The sequence below is a fragment of the Streptomyces sp. NPDC033216 genome (assembly GCF_055577115.1).
In genome coordinates this window covers 94,357-113,781 of record NZ_JBVIQK010000007.1, presented here as the reverse complement: position 1 = coordinate 113,781, position 19,425 = coordinate 94,357, and the positions used below count along the sequence as shown (strand labels likewise).

The following is a 19,425-nucleotide window of genomic DNA, read 5'->3' as shown; positions in this document are numbered from 1 at the left end:
CGTGGGCGAGTGGTGGGATGGTGGCGGTCCGCCGACCGGGTGAGCACGGACGGCGCCGCCCGCCAGGTCGACTCGGCGGCTCGCGCGATGCGGCTGCGTGACCCCCAGCGAGGGGGCCCCGACCTCACGTGTCCTGGTACGTTTCGCCCTGCGTCGGCCCAGATCTGTCGAAGGACCGGTGCCTCTTGAAGGTGGTGCGTCGCATCGGTGCGCCTCCGAGCGCCCCGAGGCAGTGACTCGGGAGCCGACCGCCCGGATGTGTCCGGGTGCGCGCGGCCGGGGTGTGCGCGACGGCACAGCACCGGGCCGGCGGCCTCGCTCATGCCGCCGACACGGGGACCGGCGCCCGAGGCCCCACGTATCGCGCCGCCGGCCGGATGATCTTCTTGTCCTCCGCCTGCTCCAGGATGTTGGCGCTCCAGCCCACGACACGTGCCGCCGCGAAGGTCGGAGTGAACATCTCGCGGGGCAACCCGCACAGCTCCATGACGACGCCCGCGTAGAACTCCACGTTCGTGTGCAGTTCCCGGCCCGGCTTCAGCTCGGCGAGGATCGCCTCGACCTGCCGCTCGACCTCGACGGCGAAGTCGACGCGTGGCCCCCCGAAACGCTGGGCGATCTCGCGGAGCATCCGGGAGCGCGGATCCTCGGTCCGGTAGACGGCGTGCCCGAAGCCCATGATGCGATCGCCGGCGAGCACCCGCTCGCGGATCCATGCGTCGATACGGTCGGGTGTGCCGATGGCGTCCAGGGTGTCCAGCGCACGGCTGGGGGCGCCGCCGTGCAGCGGGCCCGAGAGCGCCCCCACGGCGGCGACCAGGCAGGCGGCCACGTCCGCGCCCGTCGAGGTGACGACCCGGGCGGTGAAGGTGGACGCGTTGAAGCCGTGGTCAATGGTCGAGATCAGGTATTGCTCGACGGCACGCGCGCGCTCCGCCTCCGGCTCCGTGCCCGTCAGCATGTAGAGGTAGTTCGCCGCGTACGGGAGGTCCTCGCGCGGCTCGACGGGCTCAAGGCCCTTTCCGAGCCGGTACAACGCGGTGAGCAGGGTCGGTACGGCGGCGGCCGCGGCGAGGGTGTCCTCCCTGCGCCCGTCGGCGTCGGTGTCGTACACCGGCCGGAAGCCCTTCGCGGCGCCGAGCAGCGACAGGGCGGTGCGCAGGCCGGCGAGCGGGCCGGCGGCCGTGCCCGCCGCCGCGATGGCCGGCAGGGCGGCCGCCACCTGGTCGGGGAGCCTTCGGAGAGCCGCGGTCCCGGCGGCGAAGGCGGCGGCACGGCGTGCGTCCGGCAGGTCGCCGTGCACGAGGAGATGCCAGACGTCCTCGAACGGGCGGCTGTGGGCGAGATCGACGGCCGAGTACTGCCGGTAGTGGTAGAAGCCCTCGCGCCCTCGCACGTCACCCACCTCGGTGTCGGCTACGACGACACCGGCGAGACCCCGCGGTACCTCGACACGTGTGGCTGCGGACCTGTTGACGGACATGGTTCCCTCCTCAAACTTGATTCGACTGTCCATGGTTGACTTACTGTCTGTCAATATTGATTGAGTCAATATGCTTGCTTTGTGGATACGGTGACCCTCATGCGCGATCAGGAACCCGGCCCCGGCCACCCGGAAAGACGGTTGACCACCAAGGAGGCCGCCGAGCTGCTCGGTGTGAAGCCCGAGACCGTGTACGCGTACGTCAGCCGCGGCCAGCTCACCAGCCGGCGCGCCCCCGGCGCGCGGGGCAGCACCTTCGACGCCCAGGAGATCGAGACGCTCGCGCGGCGCAACAGACGGGAGGGCAACGGGAGTCCGGGCACGGGCGCCGAACAGTCCGTACGCACCCGCCTCACCCTCATCGACGGGGACCGGTACTACTACCGGGGCGTCGACGCGACCGAACTGGCCGCCCGGCACTCGTACGAGGAGGTCGCCGAGTGGCTGTGGACCGGCCGGATGCGGCACGGAGCCACGTTCACCGCACCCCGTACCTCCGTCGAGGCAGCCCGCCGCGCGGTCGGCGCGATGCCCGAACACACCGGGCCCACCGACCGCTTGCGCGTCGCCGCGATCGCCGCCGCGGTGGCGGACCCACTCCGCTTCGACCTGTCCGAGGACGCGGTGCTCGGCGCCGCCCGCAGCCTCATCCCGACCCTCGTCGCCGCCCTGCCGCCGAAACTGCCCACCCACCGGGACGGTGACTCGGTGGCCCAGCGGCTGTGGGGGCGGCTCAGCCGGCAGCCCGCGGCACAGGCGCCGCTGCACGTCCTGGACACCGCGCTCGCCCTGCTCGTCGACCACGACCTGGCCGCGTCGACACTCGCCGTGCGGGTCGCGGCGAGCGCCCGCGCACACGCCTACGCGGCCGTCACCGCCGGGCTCGGAGTGATCGAGGGGCCGCTGCACGGTGCGGCGAGCGGGCTCGCGCACCGGCTGGTGCTCGACGTGCTCGATCACGGCTCGGCGGGACCCGTGATCGCGGAGGAGCTGCGGGCCGGACGTCGCATCCCCGGCCTGGGACACCGGCTCTACGCGCAGGAGGACCCCCGCGCGCGAGCCCTCTTCGCCCTCCTGGAGGAGATCCCCGAGGCGGCGCCCGCGCTGGCCGCCGCCCGCGACATCGTGGTGACCACCGCCCGGCACACCCCCCTGCACGCCAACGTCGACCTGGCGCTGGCCGTCCTCACCACGTCCTGCGGGATGGAGGCGTCGGCGGGCGAAACGGTGTTCGCCGTCGCCCGGACGGCCGGCTGGATCGCCCACGCCCTGGAGGAGTACGGCGAACGCCCGCTGCGCATGCGCCCGAGCGGACTCTACGTCGGCCCCAAGCCGCCCCGGCCGCTCCCGGAGTAGGCCCGTCACACCCTCGCCGAAGAGGCGTGGAGCCGCCGTCGCCGGAGCCGCGCGGCACGCGCACCGGTGCCGCTTCGCGGGACACGTGCCCGACCGGAGGTCACGGCGCGCCAAGTCAGGTTAGGCTCACCTCTGTGAGTACGTGCACGACCGTGTCGCGGGACCTCGACGAGCCCATGCCGGGGACCGCGGCCACCGCGACCACCTGGCTGCTCCTGGAACAGCCGGGCCCCTGGGGTGCCAAGGCGCTCACGTCGAGCCACCTGGACCCCTCGCTGGGCCGCGCCCTGGAGGCCGCCGCGCAGGGCACCGGCGTACGCGTCGCGCTCATCCGGCGTCCAGGACCGCATGCCGACTTCGGGACTCCTCCCCAGCGCCAGGTGTACGCGGCCCACACCGTCCCCGGCGGGGTCTGGCTCCGCGGCGCCACCACCGATGACCCCGGACGGCTGCTGGACCTCGACTTCGCGGCCCTCGGCCGAGGTGACCACCGCACCTTCGACACCGCGCTCGACGGCAAGCCGCACACCGGCGACCCACTCGCCCTCGTCTGCACCAACGGCAAGCGGGACCGCTGCTGCGCCCTCCTCGGCCGCCCCCTGGCCGCCGAACTCTCCGCGTCGGGCCTTGACGGCGTCTGGGAGGTCACCCACCTGGGCGGTCATCGGTTCTCGCCGACCGTGCTCGTCCTTCCGTACGGCTACGCCTACGGCCGTGCCCAGGCCCACTCCGTCAAGGAGGTGCTGCACGGCGTCCAGGAGGGGCGCATCGTCGTGGAGGGTTGTCGCGGGAGCTCGGCCTGGGAGCGGCCCGGTCAGGTGGCGGAGCTGGCCGTGCGGAGGGCGATCGGCGACCACGCGGCCGAGGCGCTCACCGTCGTCCGCACGCAGGGGGAGGCGCCGCGCTGGGAGGTGACCGTCACCCACGTCGACGGTCGGCAGTGGCGGGTCGTCGTGGCCCAGGGCGCCTCCGTGCCGCCCCGCCCGGAGAGCTGTGGGGCAGCGGTCCTCGGGTCACCCGCGCGGATGGACGTGGTGGCGGTGAGCGAACTCAGCTCGGCGGGCTCGGGGGTCCTGGTCGGCTGATCGGCCGGTCCGCCCCGGTCGGCCCCCGTCGCCAGGCCGACGCCGCACCGTTTCCTCTTGAGTCGATCAAGAGATCCACACCACACACCCCTACGGCTCCGCGGGCCCGTCCACGTACCGTCGTGGGTATGAGCCCCACTCCCCCCGTCCGTCGCCTGCGTCTCGGGATGCCCCGGCGCGTGTTCTCGCAGGTCCTGCTCATGCAGCTGGCGATCGCCGCGGGAGTCGTCGTGCTCGCGACCGGACTGTTCCTGGCCCCGCTCGGCGATCAGCTGGACGACCAGGCCATGCGACGCGCGCTCGCCATCGCGCAGACCACCGCGGCCGTACCGCAGATCGCGGAGGACCTCCAGCACACGCGGCCGTCGGTGGACGGTCCCGTACAGCGGGAGGCGGAGCGGATCCGCAGGGCGAGCGGGGCCGAGTATGTGGTGGTGATGGACCTGCGCGGCGTGCGCTGGTCCCACACCGAGCCCCAGGAGGTCGGCGGCCACGTCTCCACGGACCCCAGCGAGGCCCTGGCCGGCCGGGAGGTCATGGAGATAGACGACGGCACCCTGGGTCGCTCGGCCCGCGGCAAGGTGCCCCTGCGCGACAGCGACGGCACGATCGTCGGGGCGGTCTCGGTCGGCATCGAGTACGACAGTGTGCGCGCCCGGCTGATCCACGCCATCCCGGGGCTGTTCGCCTACGCGGGGGGAGCGCTCGCCGTGGGTGCGCTGGCCGCCTGGCTGATCTCCCGCCGGGTCCAGCGCCAGACTCGGGACCTGGCGTTCTCCGACATCTCGGCGCTGCTCTCGGAGCGTGAGGCGATGCTGCACGGCATCCGGGAGGGCGTCGTCGCCCTGGACCGGGCCGGCCGCGTCCGCCTGCTCAACGACGAGGCACAGCGCCTCCTGGGCATCGGGGACGAGGCGGTGGGCCGGTCGCCGGACGAGGCGCTCGGTGAGGGCCGTACGTCGGACGTGCTGGCCGGCCGCGTGACCGGCACCGACCTGATCGCCGTCCGCGGGCACCGCGTCCTGGTCGTCAACCGGATGCCCACCGACGACGGCGGCGCCGTGGCCACCCTGCGCGACCGCACGGAGCTGGAGCAACTGGGGCGGGAACTCGACTCCACCCACGGTCTGATCGACGCCCTGCGTGCCCAGGACCACGAGCACGCCAACCGCATGCACACGCTCCTGGGGCTGCTCGAACTGGAGATGTACGACGAGGCCGTGGACTTCGTCGGTGAGGTGGTCGGCGACCACCGGGCCACCGCGGAGCAGGTGACCGAGAAGATCGGGGATCCACTGCTGGCCGCCCTGCTGGTCGGCAAGGCGACCGTCGCGGCCGAACGCGGCGTCGCTCTGTGGATCTCGGACGGCACGCGGCTGCCCGACCGGCTGGTCGACCCGCGCGGACTGGTGACGGTCGTCGGCAATCTGGTGGACAACGCTTTGGACGCCGTGGCGGGCACTCCCCACGCGCGCGTCGAGGTGGAGTTGCGCCACGAGGGCCGCACCGCCGTCCTGCGGGTGCGGGACACCGGACCGGGAGTCCCGGCCGAACAGCACGAGTTGATCTTCACCGAGGGCTGGTCCACGAAGAAGCCGCCGGCCCACGGCAAGCGCGGCATCGGTCTCTCCCTGGTGCGCAGGCTCGCCGAGCGGCAGGGCGGCCGCGCTTCCGTGAGCGACGCGCACGGCGGGGGCGCCGAGTTCACCGTCGTACTGCCCGAGGCCCTGACCGAGGCCGATCTGGAACCCGCCCTGACCGCACCCGAGCAGAGCACAGTCGAGGAGGAGGCGCGATGATCGAGGTGCTGGTCGTGGACGACGACACCAGGGTGGCACGGGTCAACACGGCCTACGTCGAGAAGGTGCCGGGCTTCCACGTCGCCGGCGAGGCGCACAGCGCGGCCGAAGCACTGCGCCAGGTGGAACTGCTGCCCCGGCTCGACCTGATCCTGCTCGACCACTACCTCCCCGACGGCACGGGACTGGAGGTCGTGCAGGAGATGCGCAGGCGCGGCCATCAGACCGACGTCATCATGGTGACGGCCGCGCGGGACGTCACCACGGTGCAGGCAGCGATGCGACAGGGCGCTCTGCAGTACCTGGTCAAGCCGTTCAACTTCGCGGGCCTGCGCGGCAAGCTGGAGGCGTACGCGGAGCTGCGCCGCACGCTCGACAGCGGCGGCGAGGCCGAACAGGCCGACGTCGACCGCATCTTCGGCGCCCTGTCCGCGCCCTCGGAACCGGGGCTGCCCAAAGGGCACTCTCCCACCACCACGGAACTCGTGCGGCAGTCCCTGATGAACGCCGAAGGGCCCCTGTCCGCCCACGAGATCGCCGAGCGCACCGGAGTGAGCCGCCAGACCGCCCAGCGCTATCTGAAGCTCCTGGAGCGCACGGGCAGGGCACGGCTCACCTTGAAGTACGGCGACGCGGGCCGCCCGGAACACCGTTACGTGTGGGCGACCCGCACCTGACGGCACAGCCCGAAGGACGGCGCAGGACGACGGCGACGAGACCGTGCCGACCGGCCACTCGGCCCGCCACGGACCTGATCTGCCCCGCACCGCGACGAGCCCTCCTCGGTCGGCCCACGAGGTCGCCGCCGAGACGGGCCTGAGCCTCCACGGCCCAGCGCTGCCTGCGCCGCCCGGAACGGGCCGGCCGCCTCAGCCTGTCCCTCGACCACGGCGACACCGGGCACCCCGAGGACCGCTACGTCTGGGTGTCGCGGTGACGGGCTGCGCGCCTGATGCCGGCCTGATGCGAACGCGGACCCCGGCTAGACGGCGCCCGCGCCCGTCAGCGACCGGACCTCGGTCTCCGCGTGCTTGGCCTCGTCCGGCACCTCCGCCGAGGTGACCGTGCCGAGCCAGCCGGCCAGGAAACCCAGCGGGATCGAGACCAGTCCCGGGTTCTGGAGCGGGAAGACCTGGAAGTCGAGGTCCGGGAAGAGCGACTGCGGGCTGCCCGAGACGACGGGCGACAGCACGACGAGCACCAGGGCCGGAACCAGCCCGCCGTAGATCGCCCACACGGCGCCGCGTGTGGTGAAGCCCCGCCAGAAGAGCGAGTACAGCAGCACCGGCAGGTTCGCCGACGCGGCGACGGCGAACGCGAGTCCCACCAGGAAGGCGACGTTGAGGTCGCGAGACAGCAGGCCGAGGCCGATGGCGACCACACCGATGCCGACGGTGGCGATCCGCGCCACCGTGACCTCGCTGCTCGCCGCGACGTGCCTGCGTCGCAGCGAGGCGTAGAGGTCGTGGGCCACCGACGCGGAGGAGGCGAGCGTGATTCCCGCGACCACGGCGAGGATCGTGGCGAAGGCGACGGCCGCCACGATCGCGAACAGCACCGTCCCTCCCGTGGAGCCGGCTCCACCGCCCAGGTCGAGAGCCAGCAGGGGAACCGCCGTGTTACCGGAGGCGTTCGAGCCGCGTACGGCGTCCGGGCCGACGATGGCCGCCGCACCGAAGCCGAGGACGATCGTCATCAGGTAGAAGCCGCCGATGAGTCCGATCGACCACACGACGGAACGCCGGGCGGCCCGCGCCGTCGGCACCGTGTAGAAGCGGGACAGGATGTGCGGCAGCCCCGCCGTGCCCAGCACCAGTGCGAGCCCCAGGCTCATGAAGTCGAAGCGGGCGATCCAGTCCCCGCCGTACTTCAGGCCGGGCGCCAGGAACGCGGCACCGTGCCCGCTGCGCTCGGCCGCCGTGCGCAGCAGCCGGTCGAAGTCACCGTGGAAACGCACCAGGACGAGCACGGTGAGGGCGATCGTGCCACCGAGCAGCAGTACCGCCTTCACGATCTGGATCCATGTGGTGGCCCGCATGCCTCCCAGCGACACGTAGATCACCATGAGCGCGCCGACGCCGATCACGGCCCACGCCTGGGCCGCCTCGCCGGTGTCGCCGAGCAGAAGTGCCACCAGGCTGCCCGCCCCCACCATCTGCGCCACCAGGTAGAGGACGGACACGGTGACCGAGGCCGTCCCCGACGCGATCCGCACGGGACGCTCCCTCATCCGCGCGGCGATGACGTCGGCAAGTGTGAAGCGCCCGCAGTTGCGCACCAGTTCGGCCACGAGGAACAGCACGACGAGCCAGGCCACGAGAAAGCCCACCGAGTACAGCAGCCCGTCGTAGCCGAAGAGGGCGATGAGCCCCGAGATGCCCAGGAAGGAGGCGGCCGACATGTAGTCGCCCGCGATGGCGAAACCGTTCTCCATGGGCGAGAACAGCCGCCCGCCGGCGTAGAACTCCTCCGCCGAACCCTGCCGGCTGCGGCTCACCCACGTCGTGATCCCCAGGGTGATCGCGACGAAGACACTGAACAGCAGCAACGCCAGCATCTGATGGTTGCCGGTCACGCCGCACCGCCCCGTGCCTCACGCGTCAGTTCCTGGGTGTCCCAGCGCAGTTCGAGCGCCGCACGGTCCCTGCGCAGCCGGGCGTGGCGGGAGTAGGCCCAGGCGAGCAGGAAGGTGCTGAGGAACTGTCCGAGGCCGGCGAGCAGGGCGACGTTCACCGCGCCCCACACCGGACGGGCCATGAATCCGGGTGCGGCCGTCGCCGTCACGACGTAGGCCACGTACCAGAGGAAGAACCCGATGGCCGCGGGAATGACGAACCGCCGGTACCGGCCGCGCACCTCCTGGAACGCCTCGCTCCGCTGCACCTCGAGGTAGACCTGGGCGGCTGCGTCGGCACCGTCCGCACGCCGCCGACGCGCCGCCGGGACCTCGGTCGGCGGTGGGCTCGGGGTGCCGGACTCGCCCCAGCCCGAGGCGAGGGCGTCGTACCAAGGGTCTTCGTACCGCATGTCCGGCGGTGTCCCGACGGTCGTCGGGCCCACGCCTCGCCCCTGCTCGCCCGACCTCTCGGATCCGTGCTCGCTGCCGCGGGCACGGCTGTTGCTTGACTGCATGCCCCAGGATGGACAGAACGGGAAGATCCCTGACTCTTCTTCCCTCGCACTTCACCCCATCAGGTGATGAAAGGCCCGATTCAGTCCGTCGGCGGCCGGACCGACCGCTTCCTGAACGCACGGCGGACACCCGCGGTTCGCGGGCGATCTCCTGGTTGCTGAGCCCTGCGGCGATCAGGACGAGCGGGCGTCTCGAGACCCACGGAATGGACACCGGCGGCGAGCCCCACCGGCACAGGCGACTGGGTCACGTACGACCACAGCCGGTGCCCGGACCCCAGACGGAAGAAGGCCCAGCCGGCACGACAGCCACCGGGACTCCGCCCAGCCCGGCGACTGCCGTCCGTGGTCCCACCGACGGGTGGAGACCCGCCGGGCGGCGCCGGGCAGGAAACACCGGGCGGGGCTGACCCGGACACCAGGTCAGCCCCGCCCTACGGAACACCCCCGGAACCAGCGACAGCGCCTACGCGTCGATCCGCGACCGGTCCAGCGTCGCCGCCGAGCTGGAGATGAACTCCTTGCGCGGTGCCACGTCGTTCCCCATGAGCAGATCGAACACCTGCTCGGCCGCTTCCAGGTCGGAGAGGTTGATCCGGCGCAGGGTGCGGTGACGCGGGTCCATCGTGGTCTCGGCCAGCTGGTCGGCGTCCATCTCGCCGAGACCCTTGTAACGCTGGATGGAGTCCTTGTACCGGACGCCCTTGCTCTGGAACTCCATGAGCTTGTCCCGCAGCTCGCGGTCCGAGTACGTGTACACGTACTTGTCCTGCCCCTTCTTGGGCTGGACGAGTTCGATACGGTGCAGCGGCGGCACCGCCGCGAACACCCGGCCGGCCTCCACCATGGGCCGCATGTAGCGCTGGAACAGGGTCAGCAGCAGGCACCGGATGTGGGAGCCGTCCACATCGGCGTCGGTCATCATGATGATCTTGCCGTAGCGGGCCGCGTCGATGTCGAAGGTCCGCCCGGAGCCCGCTCCTATGACCTGGATGATCGCACCGCACTCGGCGTTCTTGAGCATGTCGGTCACGGACGACTTCTGGACGTTGAGGATCTTGCCCCGGATCGGCAGGAGCGCCTGGAACTCGGAGTTCCGTGCGAGCTTGGCCGTACCGAGCGCGGAGTCGCCCTCGACGATGAACAGCTCGCTGCGGTCGACGTCGTCGCTGCGGCAGTCGGCGAGCTTGGCGGGCAGGGAGGAGGACTCCAGGGCCGTCTTGCGTCGCTGGGCGTCCTTGTGCTGTCGCGCCGCGATGCGCGTGCGTGCGGCGGAGACCGCCTTCTCCATGACGACCCGAGCCTGGGCCGCGGCGTCCCGCTTGGTCGACGTCAGGAACGCCTTGAGCTCCCTGGAGATCACGGTGTTCACGATGCGGCGGGCGGCCGAGGTGCCGAGGACCTCCTTGGTCTGGCCCTCGAACTGGGGCTCGGCGAGCCGGACGGTGACGACGGCGGTCAGGCCCTCCAGGGCGTCGTCCTTCACGATGTCGTCCTCGGCGACACGCAGCAGTTTCTTGGCGCGCAGCACCTCGTTCATCGTCTTGGCGACGGCCTGCTCGAACCCCGCCACATGGGTGCCGCCCTTGGGGGTGGCGATGATGTTGACGAAGGACCGGAGGGTCGTGTCGTACCCGGTGCCCCAGCGCAGCGCGACGTCGACGCCCAGCTCGCGGGTGACCTCCGTCGGCGTCATCTGGCCGTGGTCGTCCAGGACGGGGACCGTCTCCTTGAAGGACCCCTGCCCGGTGAACCGGAGGACGTCGCACACGGGCCTGTCCGAGGCCAGGTACTCGCAGAACTCGCTGATGCCGCCGTCGAAGCGGAACGACTCCTCGCCCTTGCTGCCCCCCTCGCCCAGGCCGTACTCGTCGCGGACGACGATCGTCAGGCCGGGCACCAGGAAAGCGGTCTGCCGGGCGCGCTGGTGGAGGTGCTCCAGGGAGAGCTTGGCGTCCTTGAGGAAGATCTGCCGGTCGGCCCAGTACCGCACGCGCGTGCCGCTGCGGGTCTTGGGGATCCGCTTGGTCTTGCGCAAGCCACTCGCGGGCTCGAACTTCGCGTCGGGCCCGTCGCCGGCGAACACGCCGGGCACGCCACGGCGGAAGCTGATCGCATGGACGTGGCCACCGCGGTCGACCTCGACGTCGAGACGGGCGGACAGGGCGTTCACCACCGAGGCACCGACGCCGTGCAGACCGCCGGAGGCGGCGTACGAGCCACCGCCGAACTTGCCGCCCGCGTGCAGCTTGGTCATGACGACCTCGACACCGGACAGACCGGTCTTGGGCTCGACGTCGACGGGGATGCCCCGGCCGTTGTCGCGCACCTCCACGGAGCCGTCGTCGTGGAGAATCACCTCGATGTGGTCGCCGTAGCTGCCGAGGGCTTCGTCGACGGAGTTGTCGATGATCTCCCAGAGGCAGTGCATGAGACCACGACTGTCGGTGGACCCGATGTACATACCCGGGCGCTTGCGTACGGCCTCGAGGCCTTCGAGGACGAGCAGGTGCCGCGCGGTGTAGTTGGAACCGTCCCGGTCTGCTCCTGCCAGCAGCGCTGTGGACGGCACGGACGTATCGGCGGTCACGCGGTTCGCTCCTCGCTGAATTTCAGATGGGCCCTCACGGGGTAAGGGCGCGGCTTCGGTCGCCGCAAAGAGGGTACCGAGGCCTGGTAGAGCCGTTGTCACGCCACCCTCCCCGGAACTCACCCTAGTCCAGCGTCGCATGCGTGTTCGATGCCCGGACGGACTGAAGTACACATCACGTTCCCTTCGAGGCATGAACCATTTAGGCTCCGGGCACGTCCTCATGAACAAACCGGCAATCCAGCCGGGAGGACCGGACCATGACCGACAGCGCGAAACCGTACGACACAACAGACACGTAATACGGCACATTCGCCGCCAAACCGGCAGCAGACGGCCACCTCGAAAGATTTTTTCGAGGAAGAAGCCACGAGCGGGAACGTTTTGGGGCTGGTTGGATGTTGACCCTGGTACGACAGCTCGTCGAGCTAGAGAAGAGGCGACGTGACTACTGTTCTGACCCCCGCGAGCCCGATGACGGCCGCTGACCGCTGCGACCGCTGCGGCGCCCAGGCGTACGTGCGCGTCGTCCTGCTCAGCGGCGGAGAACTGCTCTTCTGCGCCCACCACGGTCGCAAGTTCGAGCCGGAACTCAAGAAGATCGCCGCCGAGATACAGGACGAGACGGAGCGCCTGACCGCTGTTCCCGCCTCGGAAGAAGAGCGCTGACAGTTCGCGTTCAACGACGACGAGCCACAACCGGCACAGGCTGGTGGCGGGCGGCCGTCCCTGCATCCCAGGGGCGGCCGCCCGCGCTTGTCGGCGTACCTGCTCAGCCCCCGTCTGACGCGCCCGCTGCGCCTGGCAGTGCGGCTCGGCGCAGTGTCCGGACGATGTCGGACACCCGGGTGTAGACGCCGGGGCTCCGCGCCCGCCCGCATCCGCTCCCCCAGGACACGAGGCCGATGAGCCGGCCCTGGGCCACCAGCGGCCCGCCACTGTCCCCCTGGCAGGAGTCCGGGCCGCCCTGAGCCTCCCCCGCGCACACCATGGTCCGCGCCCGGTAGAAGACGTCGGCCGGCCCGGGGTAGGCGTTTCCGCAGACACTGTCCGGCAGTACATGCAGACGAGCGGCCCGCAGCCCGTGGGCGTAGGAGCCGATCCCCGTGGTGTCCCCCCAGCCGTAGACCATGGCTTCCGTTCCGGGTTCGTACGCCGGATCACCGGCGCCCGCCATGGCGATGACCCAGGCCCGCGGCAGCGGCTCGGCCAGTTCGAGTACGGCGAAGTCTCCGGAGTTGCCGTAAGGGTCATAGTCCGGGTTGATCCACACCCCGGTCACGGCGATCTCCTGACCGGCGTCCGAGTGCAGGTCCGTGCGGCCCGCGACGACCTTCAGGTCGTGCGCCCGGTCCGGAGGGACCCCCAGGACCTCCTCGCCCATGCAGTGGGCCGCGGTGAGCACCGTAGTGGGGCCGACGGCCACTCCCCCGCAGAACTGCCCGGACCGCATACCGCCGAACCGGTCACGGCTGGACAGGGCGACGGTCCAGGGGCTGGCCGACACGTCGACCGGGAAGCCTCCCACGACACCGTCGGAGGCCGCCGGGGTGGCGGAGACCAGCGGTATGGCCATGACCGCGGTCGCCAGGACCAACGGCCGGGTCAGCACCCGGGCAAAGGGACGACGCATGCGCGCTCCTCACTCTGGAGTGATCGATGAACACCCAGAGTGATTCAGGTCATGGCGCCGCGCACCCGCGCGCCAAGCCGAAGGCCCGGCTCCCCGAGGGGAGCCGGGCCTTCGGCGTCGTACGGGGTCGACTCAGTCGAGGTAGTCGCGCAGCACCTGCGAACGCGACGGGTGGCGCAGCTTCGACATCGTCTTGGACTCGATCTGGCGGATGCGCTCGCGCGTCACGCCGTACACCTTGCCGATCTCGTCGAGGGTCTTCGGCTGACCGTCGGTGAGACCGAAGCGCATGGAGACCACACCGGCCTCGCGCTCGGACAGGGTGTCGAGGACGGAGTGCAGCTGCTCCTGGAGAAGCGTGAAGCTGACCGCGTCGGCGGGGACGACGGCCTCGGAGTCCTCGATGAGGTCACCGAACTCGCTGTCACCGTCCTCACCGAGCGGCGTGTGCAGCGAGATGGGCTCGCGGCCGTACTTCTGGACCTCGATGACCTTCTCCGGGGTCATGTCGAGTTCCTTGGCCAGCTCCTCCGGGGTGGGCTCGCGGCCCAGGTCCTGGAGCATCTGGCGCTGCACGCGCGCGAGCTTGTTGATGACCTCGACCATGTGCACCGGGATACGGATGGTGCGGGCCTGGTCGGCCATGGCGCGGGTGATCGCCTGACGGATCCACCAGGTGGCGTACGTGGAGAACTTGTAGCCCTTGGTGTAGTCGAACTTCTCGACCGCGCGGATGAGACCGAGGTTGCCCTCCTGGATGAGGTCCAGGAAGAGCATGCCGCGGCCGGTGTACCGCTTGGCCAGGGAGACCACCAGACGGAGGTTGGCCTCCAGCAGGTGGTTCTTGGCGCGGCGGCCGTCCTCGGCGATGATCTCCAGCTCGCGCTTGAGCTTCGGGGCGAGCTTGTCGGCGTTGGCCAGCTTGTCCTCGGCGAACAGACCGGCCTCGATGCGCTTGGCGAGTTCGACCTCCTGCTCGGCGTTGAGCAGGGGGACCTTGCCGATCTGCTTGAGGTAGTCCTTGACCGGGTCGGCCGTGGCACCGGCGGCGGCGACCTGCTGGGCCGGCGCGTCGTCCTCGTCCTCGTCGGAGAGGACGAATCCGGCGCTCTCGGTGCCTTCGGGCTCGTCGCCCGTCTTGGGGGTCTCCTCGAGGACCTCGTCCTCGACCAGCTCGGCGTCGTCCTTCTTGCCGGCGGTCTTCTTCGCCGCCGTCTTCTTGGCGGGGGCGGCCTTCTTCGCGGTCGCCTTCTTCGCGGCCGTCTTCTTGGCAGCCGCCTTCTTCTCGGTGGCGTCTTCGTCTGTGGGGTCGTCCACAGCGGGGACGGCCGGAGCGGCGGCGGAAGTGGCGGTGGCCTTCCTGGTGGTCACCGTCTTCGCCGCGACCGTCTTGGTGGCGGTGCGCTTGGCCGGGCTCTTCGCTGCGACGCTCTTTCGAGTGCGTTTGGGCTCCGCGGCACTGACCATCAGCGTCACACCCTCTTCCTCGAGGATCTGGTTGAGGCTGCGCAGTACGTTCTTCCACTGAGTGGCCGGAATCTGGTCAGCTTCGAAGGCCCGACGCACATCGTCGCCGGCGATCTGCCCCTCAGCCTTTCCCCGCTCAATGAGCGCCATGACAGAGACGGACTCGGCGATCTCAGGCGGGAGCGTACGGGATGTGCTGGCCGACACGAACAACCTCTCGGAACGTTGGAAAACGGCTTTCGGCCCCGTCCACTACGGACAGGAGCCGACCACCGGCCTTGGGGGTGGGCCGACGGTGCGGGCGGGGGCTGGGAGGTTGCACAGCGCCTTGAACGACGTCCGTATTCCCTCCGTGGCTGCCACCTCTTAGGTCATCGCGTTGCTTCCATGAGCGTTACGCCCAATCTTCGTGGCCCGAGTCACACCGCGTAAGCGCTCAAAGACGGCCAGACGCGGGCAGATAAGGTCACCCGCAGTGTCTACCCACACTGTTGCGACCCAATCCGACCCCACACGCGGCCGGACCCCGCATGCCCGTGACGGGTCCTGCGGGGTCCGACGGGAGAGAGGGAGGGCCGGGACGACGCAAGAGGAGGGAACAGCGTCCCCGGGTATCCCGCCCGCGGTCTGCGGTCAGTGCTCGCGGGGCGCCGGCACAACCCGCTCCACCTCGGGATGGACGGTGAGCAGCTGGCGCATGGCCGCTTCGGCGGCGGCGCCGTCACCCGCGGCGAGGGCGTCGGCGATCCTGGCGTGGTGGCCCAGGGACACCTCGGTCGGCCGGTCACAGCCCGTGACCGGACCGCCGGAGACCTGGAGCGCGGAGGAGACGATGCCGGAGAGGTGCTCCAGCATGCGGTTGCCCGCGATCTGGATGAGCAGCGAGTGGAACTCGGCGTCGGCCCGGGAGTGGGTGAGCGCGTCGCCCTGCGCCATGGCGTGTCCCATGATCTCGACCATGTCGGACAGCCGCTGCTGGACGTCCTCACGACCGTGCCCGGCCGCGAGGCGGGCGGCGAGCGGCTCGATCGTCCAGCGCAGTTCGCTCAGCTCGCGCCGCTGGTTGTCTCGCTGCGGGCCGAAGGCCCGCCATTCGATGATGTCCGGGTCGAGAAGATTCCAGTCGCTCACGGGACGCACACGGGTGCCGACGTTCGGCCGGGCACTGACGAGCCCCTTGGCCTCCAGGACTCTGAGCGACTCACGGACGACGGTGCGGGAGACCTCGAAGCGCTGGCCGATCTCCTCGGGCACGAGCGGGCGGTCCGCACCCAGATCACCGGAAACGATCATCTGGCCGAGCTGTTGGACGAGTTGGCCGTGCAGCCCGCGGCCGCGGCTGCCCGCGCCACGCCGGCCCACACGGCCCAGCTCGGGGTCCGCACCCTCCCAGGCAGGGGGTCCGACGCGGTTGGCGGCGGGGCCCTCCGCGAAGGGGTAGCGGTCGAGTTCGCCCGGGCCGGCCAGACCGGAGTCGGTGGAGCGGGCGGCGGTCATCATGGTGTGCGCAAGGGTACTCACGAATCCTTTGTCGGCGCCGTCTCCAACTCCCTTGAGGGCTTTGGTGAAAAGCACACGAAAGGGTGATCGCTCACGCCGTCGCAATTGACGCCTTATCGGAAAGAAATGGGCTTTCCCCGGGGAGTTGCGCACAAGTCGATCCCGGATGGGCACGGACGGCCGTCATCGGACCCTGCTGCGCAGGGTTGTGAGCAGATACGCGCACACCAGAGCGCTCAGCGACAACGTCAGGGCCCCACCAAAGGGTTGAGCGACCACACGCAACGCGGCTGCCACATAGCGGTCACCCCCGAAGGGCCACTGCGAGAGCAGCACCTCCCGAAGCCGCACCGAGAACCCGGCGGCCGTCCGCACGGACGCGCTCTCCACGGCCTTCTGTACGAGCGGTACGACGACCACCGGTACGGCGACCACCGCCGCGAGTCCGGCCGTGGTGGACCGGAAGACACCCGCCGCCAGCACGCCGGCCCAGGCGCAGCCGACCGTGAGCGCGAGCCAACTCGCTCCCAGTTGCAGCCAGTCGGCGGGAACCTGGGCGAGCTCCCGTCCGTAGACGAGATAGAGCACTTCGGCGTCGCAGCCAGCGCTGAGGACGGCGAGCGTGAGCGCGGTGAGCGCGGAGACGAGGAGCTTGGCGATGAGCAGGCTCAGCCTGCGGGGCACGCTCGCGCGATCCGCCGCCAGGGCGGGGTGGCGGAACTCGTCCCCGAAGGCGAGCGCGCCCAGCAGGCCCGCACCGAGCGCCGCCGGCGGCAGCGGAAGTTGCACGGGCCAGGCGGCCAGCAGTCGGGCTTGCGAGGTGTGCCCGATCCGGGCCAGGACGAGGGCGGTGAGGGAGGAGACCACGAGGACGACGGCCCCGGTGAGGAATCCGGTGCTGATGCCGGCGGCGCGGCGCAGTTCGTAGCGGAGCGGGCGGAGCGGACTGGGAGCGGAACGCACGGCGATGGGGGGTGGCAGGGCGGGCAGAACGCCTTCGAGAGCACGGGAGTGGCCCTGGGGCGAGGTCCGAGTGGCTTGAGGGGTGCCGGCCGTGGAGCCGTGGGCGACGGCTCCGGGCCGGGCCTGCGGCCCGAGGGGTTCCGCTGTGTCGGCGGTCACCAGCCCCGTCGCGACGGCTTCGCGCAGGGCCGCCTCCCCCACGGAGGCCCCTGCGTCGGCGGCCCCCGGCCCGACAGCGCCGGGCTCGACCGGCTCACCGCCGGGCGCCGTCGCGTCGACGGCGGGGAGTGCTGAACCGGCGACTGTCGGGCGGAGGGGGGCTCCGGTACTGGTGGGCACCGCGTTCGAGTGCTCCGCGACCGCGGGGGCGCCGCCGACGGTTGTGGGTGTCTCCGCGGGGGGCGCGTCGTCGGACATCCGGTCGTCGCGATCGTCGGCCGGCCCGGGTTCACCGCCCGAACCGCCGGTCTCCGACCCGGCACGCGTCGGCTCCGCCCGGACGCCGTCGGCTCCAGGGCCCATGTCGCCGATCTCGTCCGCGAGTCGGTGGACGAGGATGCGGTGCCGGAACGCGGTCTCCCCGATGTCGGCACACGTACTGCCGTACACGGCGAGGCGATTGCCGTCCTCCTGTACGACCTCGACGGAGCGCCGAGCGGTACGGGCCTCCTTGGTGAGCAGGGCTGCCAGGCGCGTCGCCTGCGGGCTGCGGACGGCGACGCGGGGACGCAGTCGGGTGCGGGCGAAGTGCGCGGCCTCCTGGTCGGCGACGAGTCTGCCCTGGTCCAGGGTGACGACCCGGTCCGCCGTGCGGGCGGCCTCCTTGGGATCGGTCGTGGTCGAGAGGACCGTGCCGCCCTGCGCCGCGTGTGCGCGCAGTAGGTTGTGCAGCCACCGGGTTTCGCGCTCGCAGAGCCCGTCGGCCGGGTTGTCGAGCATCAGAGTGTGCGGGTCGGCGAGCAGGGCGCAGGCGAGGCCGAGCCGGCGGTCCATGCCGCGGGAGAGTGTGCCGAGGCGCTCGTCACGCAGGCTGACCAGGCCGACCGCTTCGAGGACTTCGTCGGCCCGTCGGACCGGGACACCGGCGGCCGCGCACAACATGCGCAGATGGCCTCGGACGGTACGGGCGGGATGCCCCGGCACATCGCCCAGAAGGACGCCGACCTCGCGTGACGGGTGGGCGATCCGGTGCAGGGGCCGACCTCTGAAGTAGGTGAGACCACGGCCCTGTTGGAGTTCGAGCATGAGTCTCAACGCCGTGGTCTTACCCGCGCCCGGTGCTCCGAGGAGCACGGTCACATGTCCCGCGCGCGCCTCGAAGGAAACGTCGTCGAGCGCGAGCGGGAGGCCCTTGCGGGGATTGCTGGTCAGTCCGAAGGCCTGGATCACCCGTAGCAAGATAGCGCGTTATGCCCCATTTTGGGGTACAGCACGGCTGGTCGCGGAATCCCGGTCGGCGGGGGACCCCAACCACCTGGAACAGCCAGGCGATCCGCGCACACATGAGGGGCGAGCCACCGAGCGGCGAGCACGTGACCGGCGGCGGGAAACCGCCGAGGCCAGGTCACCTGCCGTTCGAGGCGTGCGCCCAGTTCACACCTCGGGCCGCAGCATCGGCGGGTTGAGCAGGGTCGCGCCGCCGGCGCGGAAGAGCTGCGCCGGGCGGCCGCCCTGGCGGGTGGTGGTGCCGCCCGTGGGGACCAGGAAGCCCGGGGTGCCGGTCACCTTTCGGTGGAAGTTGCGGGGGTCCAGTGCCACGCCCCACACCGCTTCGTAGACGCGGCGCAGCTCACCCACGGTGAACTCGCTGGGGCAGAACGCGGTCGCCAGCGAGGAGTACTCGATCTTGGAGCGGGCTCGCTCGACGCCGTCGGCAAGGATCTGCGCGTGGTCGAAGGCGAGGGGTGCCACCGGTTCGCCGTCACGGCCGTGACCGCCCTGTTGCAGCAGTTCATCGACCGGCGCCCACCGCGCGTTGCTCGCGTCGCCTCCCGCGCGCGGCGCGGGCAGGTCCGGGGCGAGGGCGAGGTGGGCGACGCTCACCACACGCATCCGGGGATCACGCTCAGGATCGCCATAGGTGGCGAGCTGTTCCAGGTGAGCGCCGTTGTCCTGGTCCGGGGCGGCGGGACCGTGGGCGCGCAGTCCGGTCTCCTCGGCCAGCTCGCGTGCCGCTGCCTGGGAGAGGTCCTCGTCGTCCCGCACGAAGCCGCCCGGAAGGGCCCACCGTCCCTGGAACGGCGGCTCGCCCCTGCGCACCGCCAGCGCGCACAGGGCGTGGCGGCGCACGGTCAGCACGACCAGGTCCACGGTGACGGCGAAGGGCGGAAATGCTGACGGGTCGTAGGGCATGCGGCGATCATAGTCGTCTTCCTGACGATAAACACTTCCTTCGTCCGCCGCCTCGACGGCTGATT

General features: G+C 71.1%; 14 protein-coding genes. 5 read left to right on the top strand and 9 right to left on the bottom strand.

The window, feature by feature from the left end:
- Positions 1–319 precede the first annotated feature (319 nt).
- Positions 320–1,483, bottom strand: coding sequence for a citrate synthase/methylcitrate synthase (locus tag ACZ5Y0_RS16005; protein ID WP_469129268.1), 1,164 nt, complete (start codon positions 1,481–1,483; stop codon positions 320–322).
- A gap of 99 nt (positions 1,484–1,582) precedes the next feature.
- On the opposite strand from ACZ5Y0_RS16005, the gene ACZ5Y0_RS16000 reads away from it, so the two are divergent.
- The 4 genes from ACZ5Y0_RS16000 (at position 1,583) to ACZ5Y0_RS15985 (ending at position 6,400) form a co-directional block, all read left to right on the top strand.
- Positions 1,583–2,839 carry a citrate/2-methylcitrate synthase gene (locus ACZ5Y0_RS16000; RefSeq protein WP_469129267.1) on the top strand — a complete coding sequence of 419 codons (1,257 nt, stop codon included), beginning with the start codon at positions 1,583–1,585 and terminating at the stop codon, positions 2,837–2,839.
- A 134-nt stretch (positions 2,840–2,973) separates the two neighbouring features.
- Positions 2,974–3,924 carry a sucrase ferredoxin gene (locus tag ACZ5Y0_RS15995; RefSeq protein ID WP_469129266.1) on the top strand — a complete coding sequence of 317 codons (951 nt, stop codon included), beginning with the start codon at positions 2,974–2,976 and terminating at the stop codon, positions 3,922–3,924.
- 128 nt (positions 3,925–4,052) lie between these two features.
- Positions 4,053–5,723 (top strand): ATP-binding protein, encoded by a 1,671-nt coding sequence (locus tag ACZ5Y0_RS15990; RefSeq protein ID WP_469129265.1) that lies wholly within the window; start codon positions 4,053–4,055, stop codon positions 5,721–5,723.
- Positions 5,720–6,400, top strand: coding sequence for a response regulator (locus tag ACZ5Y0_RS15985; protein ID WP_469129264.1), 681 nt, complete (start codon positions 5,720–5,722; stop codon positions 6,398–6,400). Before ACZ5Y0_RS15990 ends, ACZ5Y0_RS15985 begins: the two co-directional genes overlap by 4 nt.
- Before the next feature lie 305 nt (positions 6,401–6,705).
- Here ACZ5Y0_RS15985 and ACZ5Y0_RS15980 read toward each other — a convergent pair whose 3' ends face one another.
- From ACZ5Y0_RS15980 to ACZ5Y0_RS15970, 3 genes are all read right to left on the bottom strand, one after another.
- Entirely contained in the window at positions 6,706–8,298 is a 1,593-nt protein-coding gene (locus tag ACZ5Y0_RS15980; protein WP_469129263.1) for a solute symporter family protein, read from the bottom strand.
- A complete protein-coding gene (locus ACZ5Y0_RS15975; RefSeq protein WP_469129262.1) occupies positions 8,295–8,750 on the bottom strand; it encodes a DUF485 domain-containing protein in 456 nt (151 codons plus the stop codon). The genes ACZ5Y0_RS15980 and ACZ5Y0_RS15975 overlap by 4 nt, the downstream gene beginning before the upstream one ends.
- A 571-nt stretch (positions 8,751–9,321) precedes the next feature.
- Positions 9,322–11,445: a DNA gyrase/topoisomerase IV subunit B gene (locus ACZ5Y0_RS15970; RefSeq protein WP_469129261.1), complete on the bottom strand. Its 2,124-nt coding sequence runs from the start codon at positions 11,443–11,445 to the stop codon at positions 9,322–9,324.
- Positions 11,446–11,889: 444 nt separating this feature from the next.
- On the opposite strand from ACZ5Y0_RS15970, the gene ACZ5Y0_RS15965 reads away from it, so the two are divergent.
- Complete coding sequence (locus ACZ5Y0_RS15965; RefSeq protein WP_073492764.1) at positions 11,890–12,114, top strand: DUF7455 domain-containing protein; 225 nt, start codon at positions 11,890–11,892, stop codon at positions 12,112–12,114.
- A 103-nt stretch (positions 12,115–12,217) separates the two neighbouring features.
- Here the strand turns inward: ACZ5Y0_RS15965 and ACZ5Y0_RS15960 are convergent, their stop codons facing one another.
- The 5 genes from ACZ5Y0_RS15960 to ACZ5Y0_RS15940 all read right to left on the bottom strand — a co-directional run bounded on the left by ACZ5Y0_RS15960 (position 12,218) and on the right by ACZ5Y0_RS15940 (position 19,360).
- Positions 12,218–13,078, bottom strand: coding sequence for a S1 family peptidase (locus ACZ5Y0_RS15960; protein ID WP_469129260.1), 861 nt, complete (start codon positions 13,076–13,078; stop codon positions 12,218–12,220).
- Positions 13,079–13,210: 132 nt separating this feature from the next.
- Positions 13,211–14,752, bottom strand: coding sequence for an RNA polymerase sigma factor (locus tag ACZ5Y0_RS15955; RefSeq protein ID WP_469129259.1), 1,542 nt, complete (start codon positions 14,750–14,752; stop codon positions 13,211–13,213).
- A gap of 426 nt (positions 14,753–15,178) precedes the next feature.
- Entirely contained in the window at positions 15,179–16,066 is an 888-nt protein-coding gene (locus tag ACZ5Y0_RS15950; RefSeq protein ID WP_469129258.1) for a FadR/GntR family transcriptional regulator, read from the bottom strand.
- A 162-nt stretch (positions 16,067–16,228) separates the two neighbouring features.
- The gene (locus tag ACZ5Y0_RS15945) at positions 16,229–18,397 is read right to left on the bottom strand and encodes an ABC transporter ATP-binding protein (RefSeq protein WP_469129257.1); all 2,169 of its coding nucleotides are present in this window, start codon (positions 18,395–18,397) and stop codon (positions 16,229–16,231) included.
- 204 nt (positions 18,398–18,601) lie between these two features.
- Positions 18,602–19,360, bottom strand: coding sequence for an NUDIX hydrolase (locus ACZ5Y0_RS15940; RefSeq protein ID WP_469129256.1), 759 nt, complete (start codon positions 19,358–19,360; stop codon positions 18,602–18,604).
- Positions 19,361–19,425: the final 65 nt, after the last annotated feature.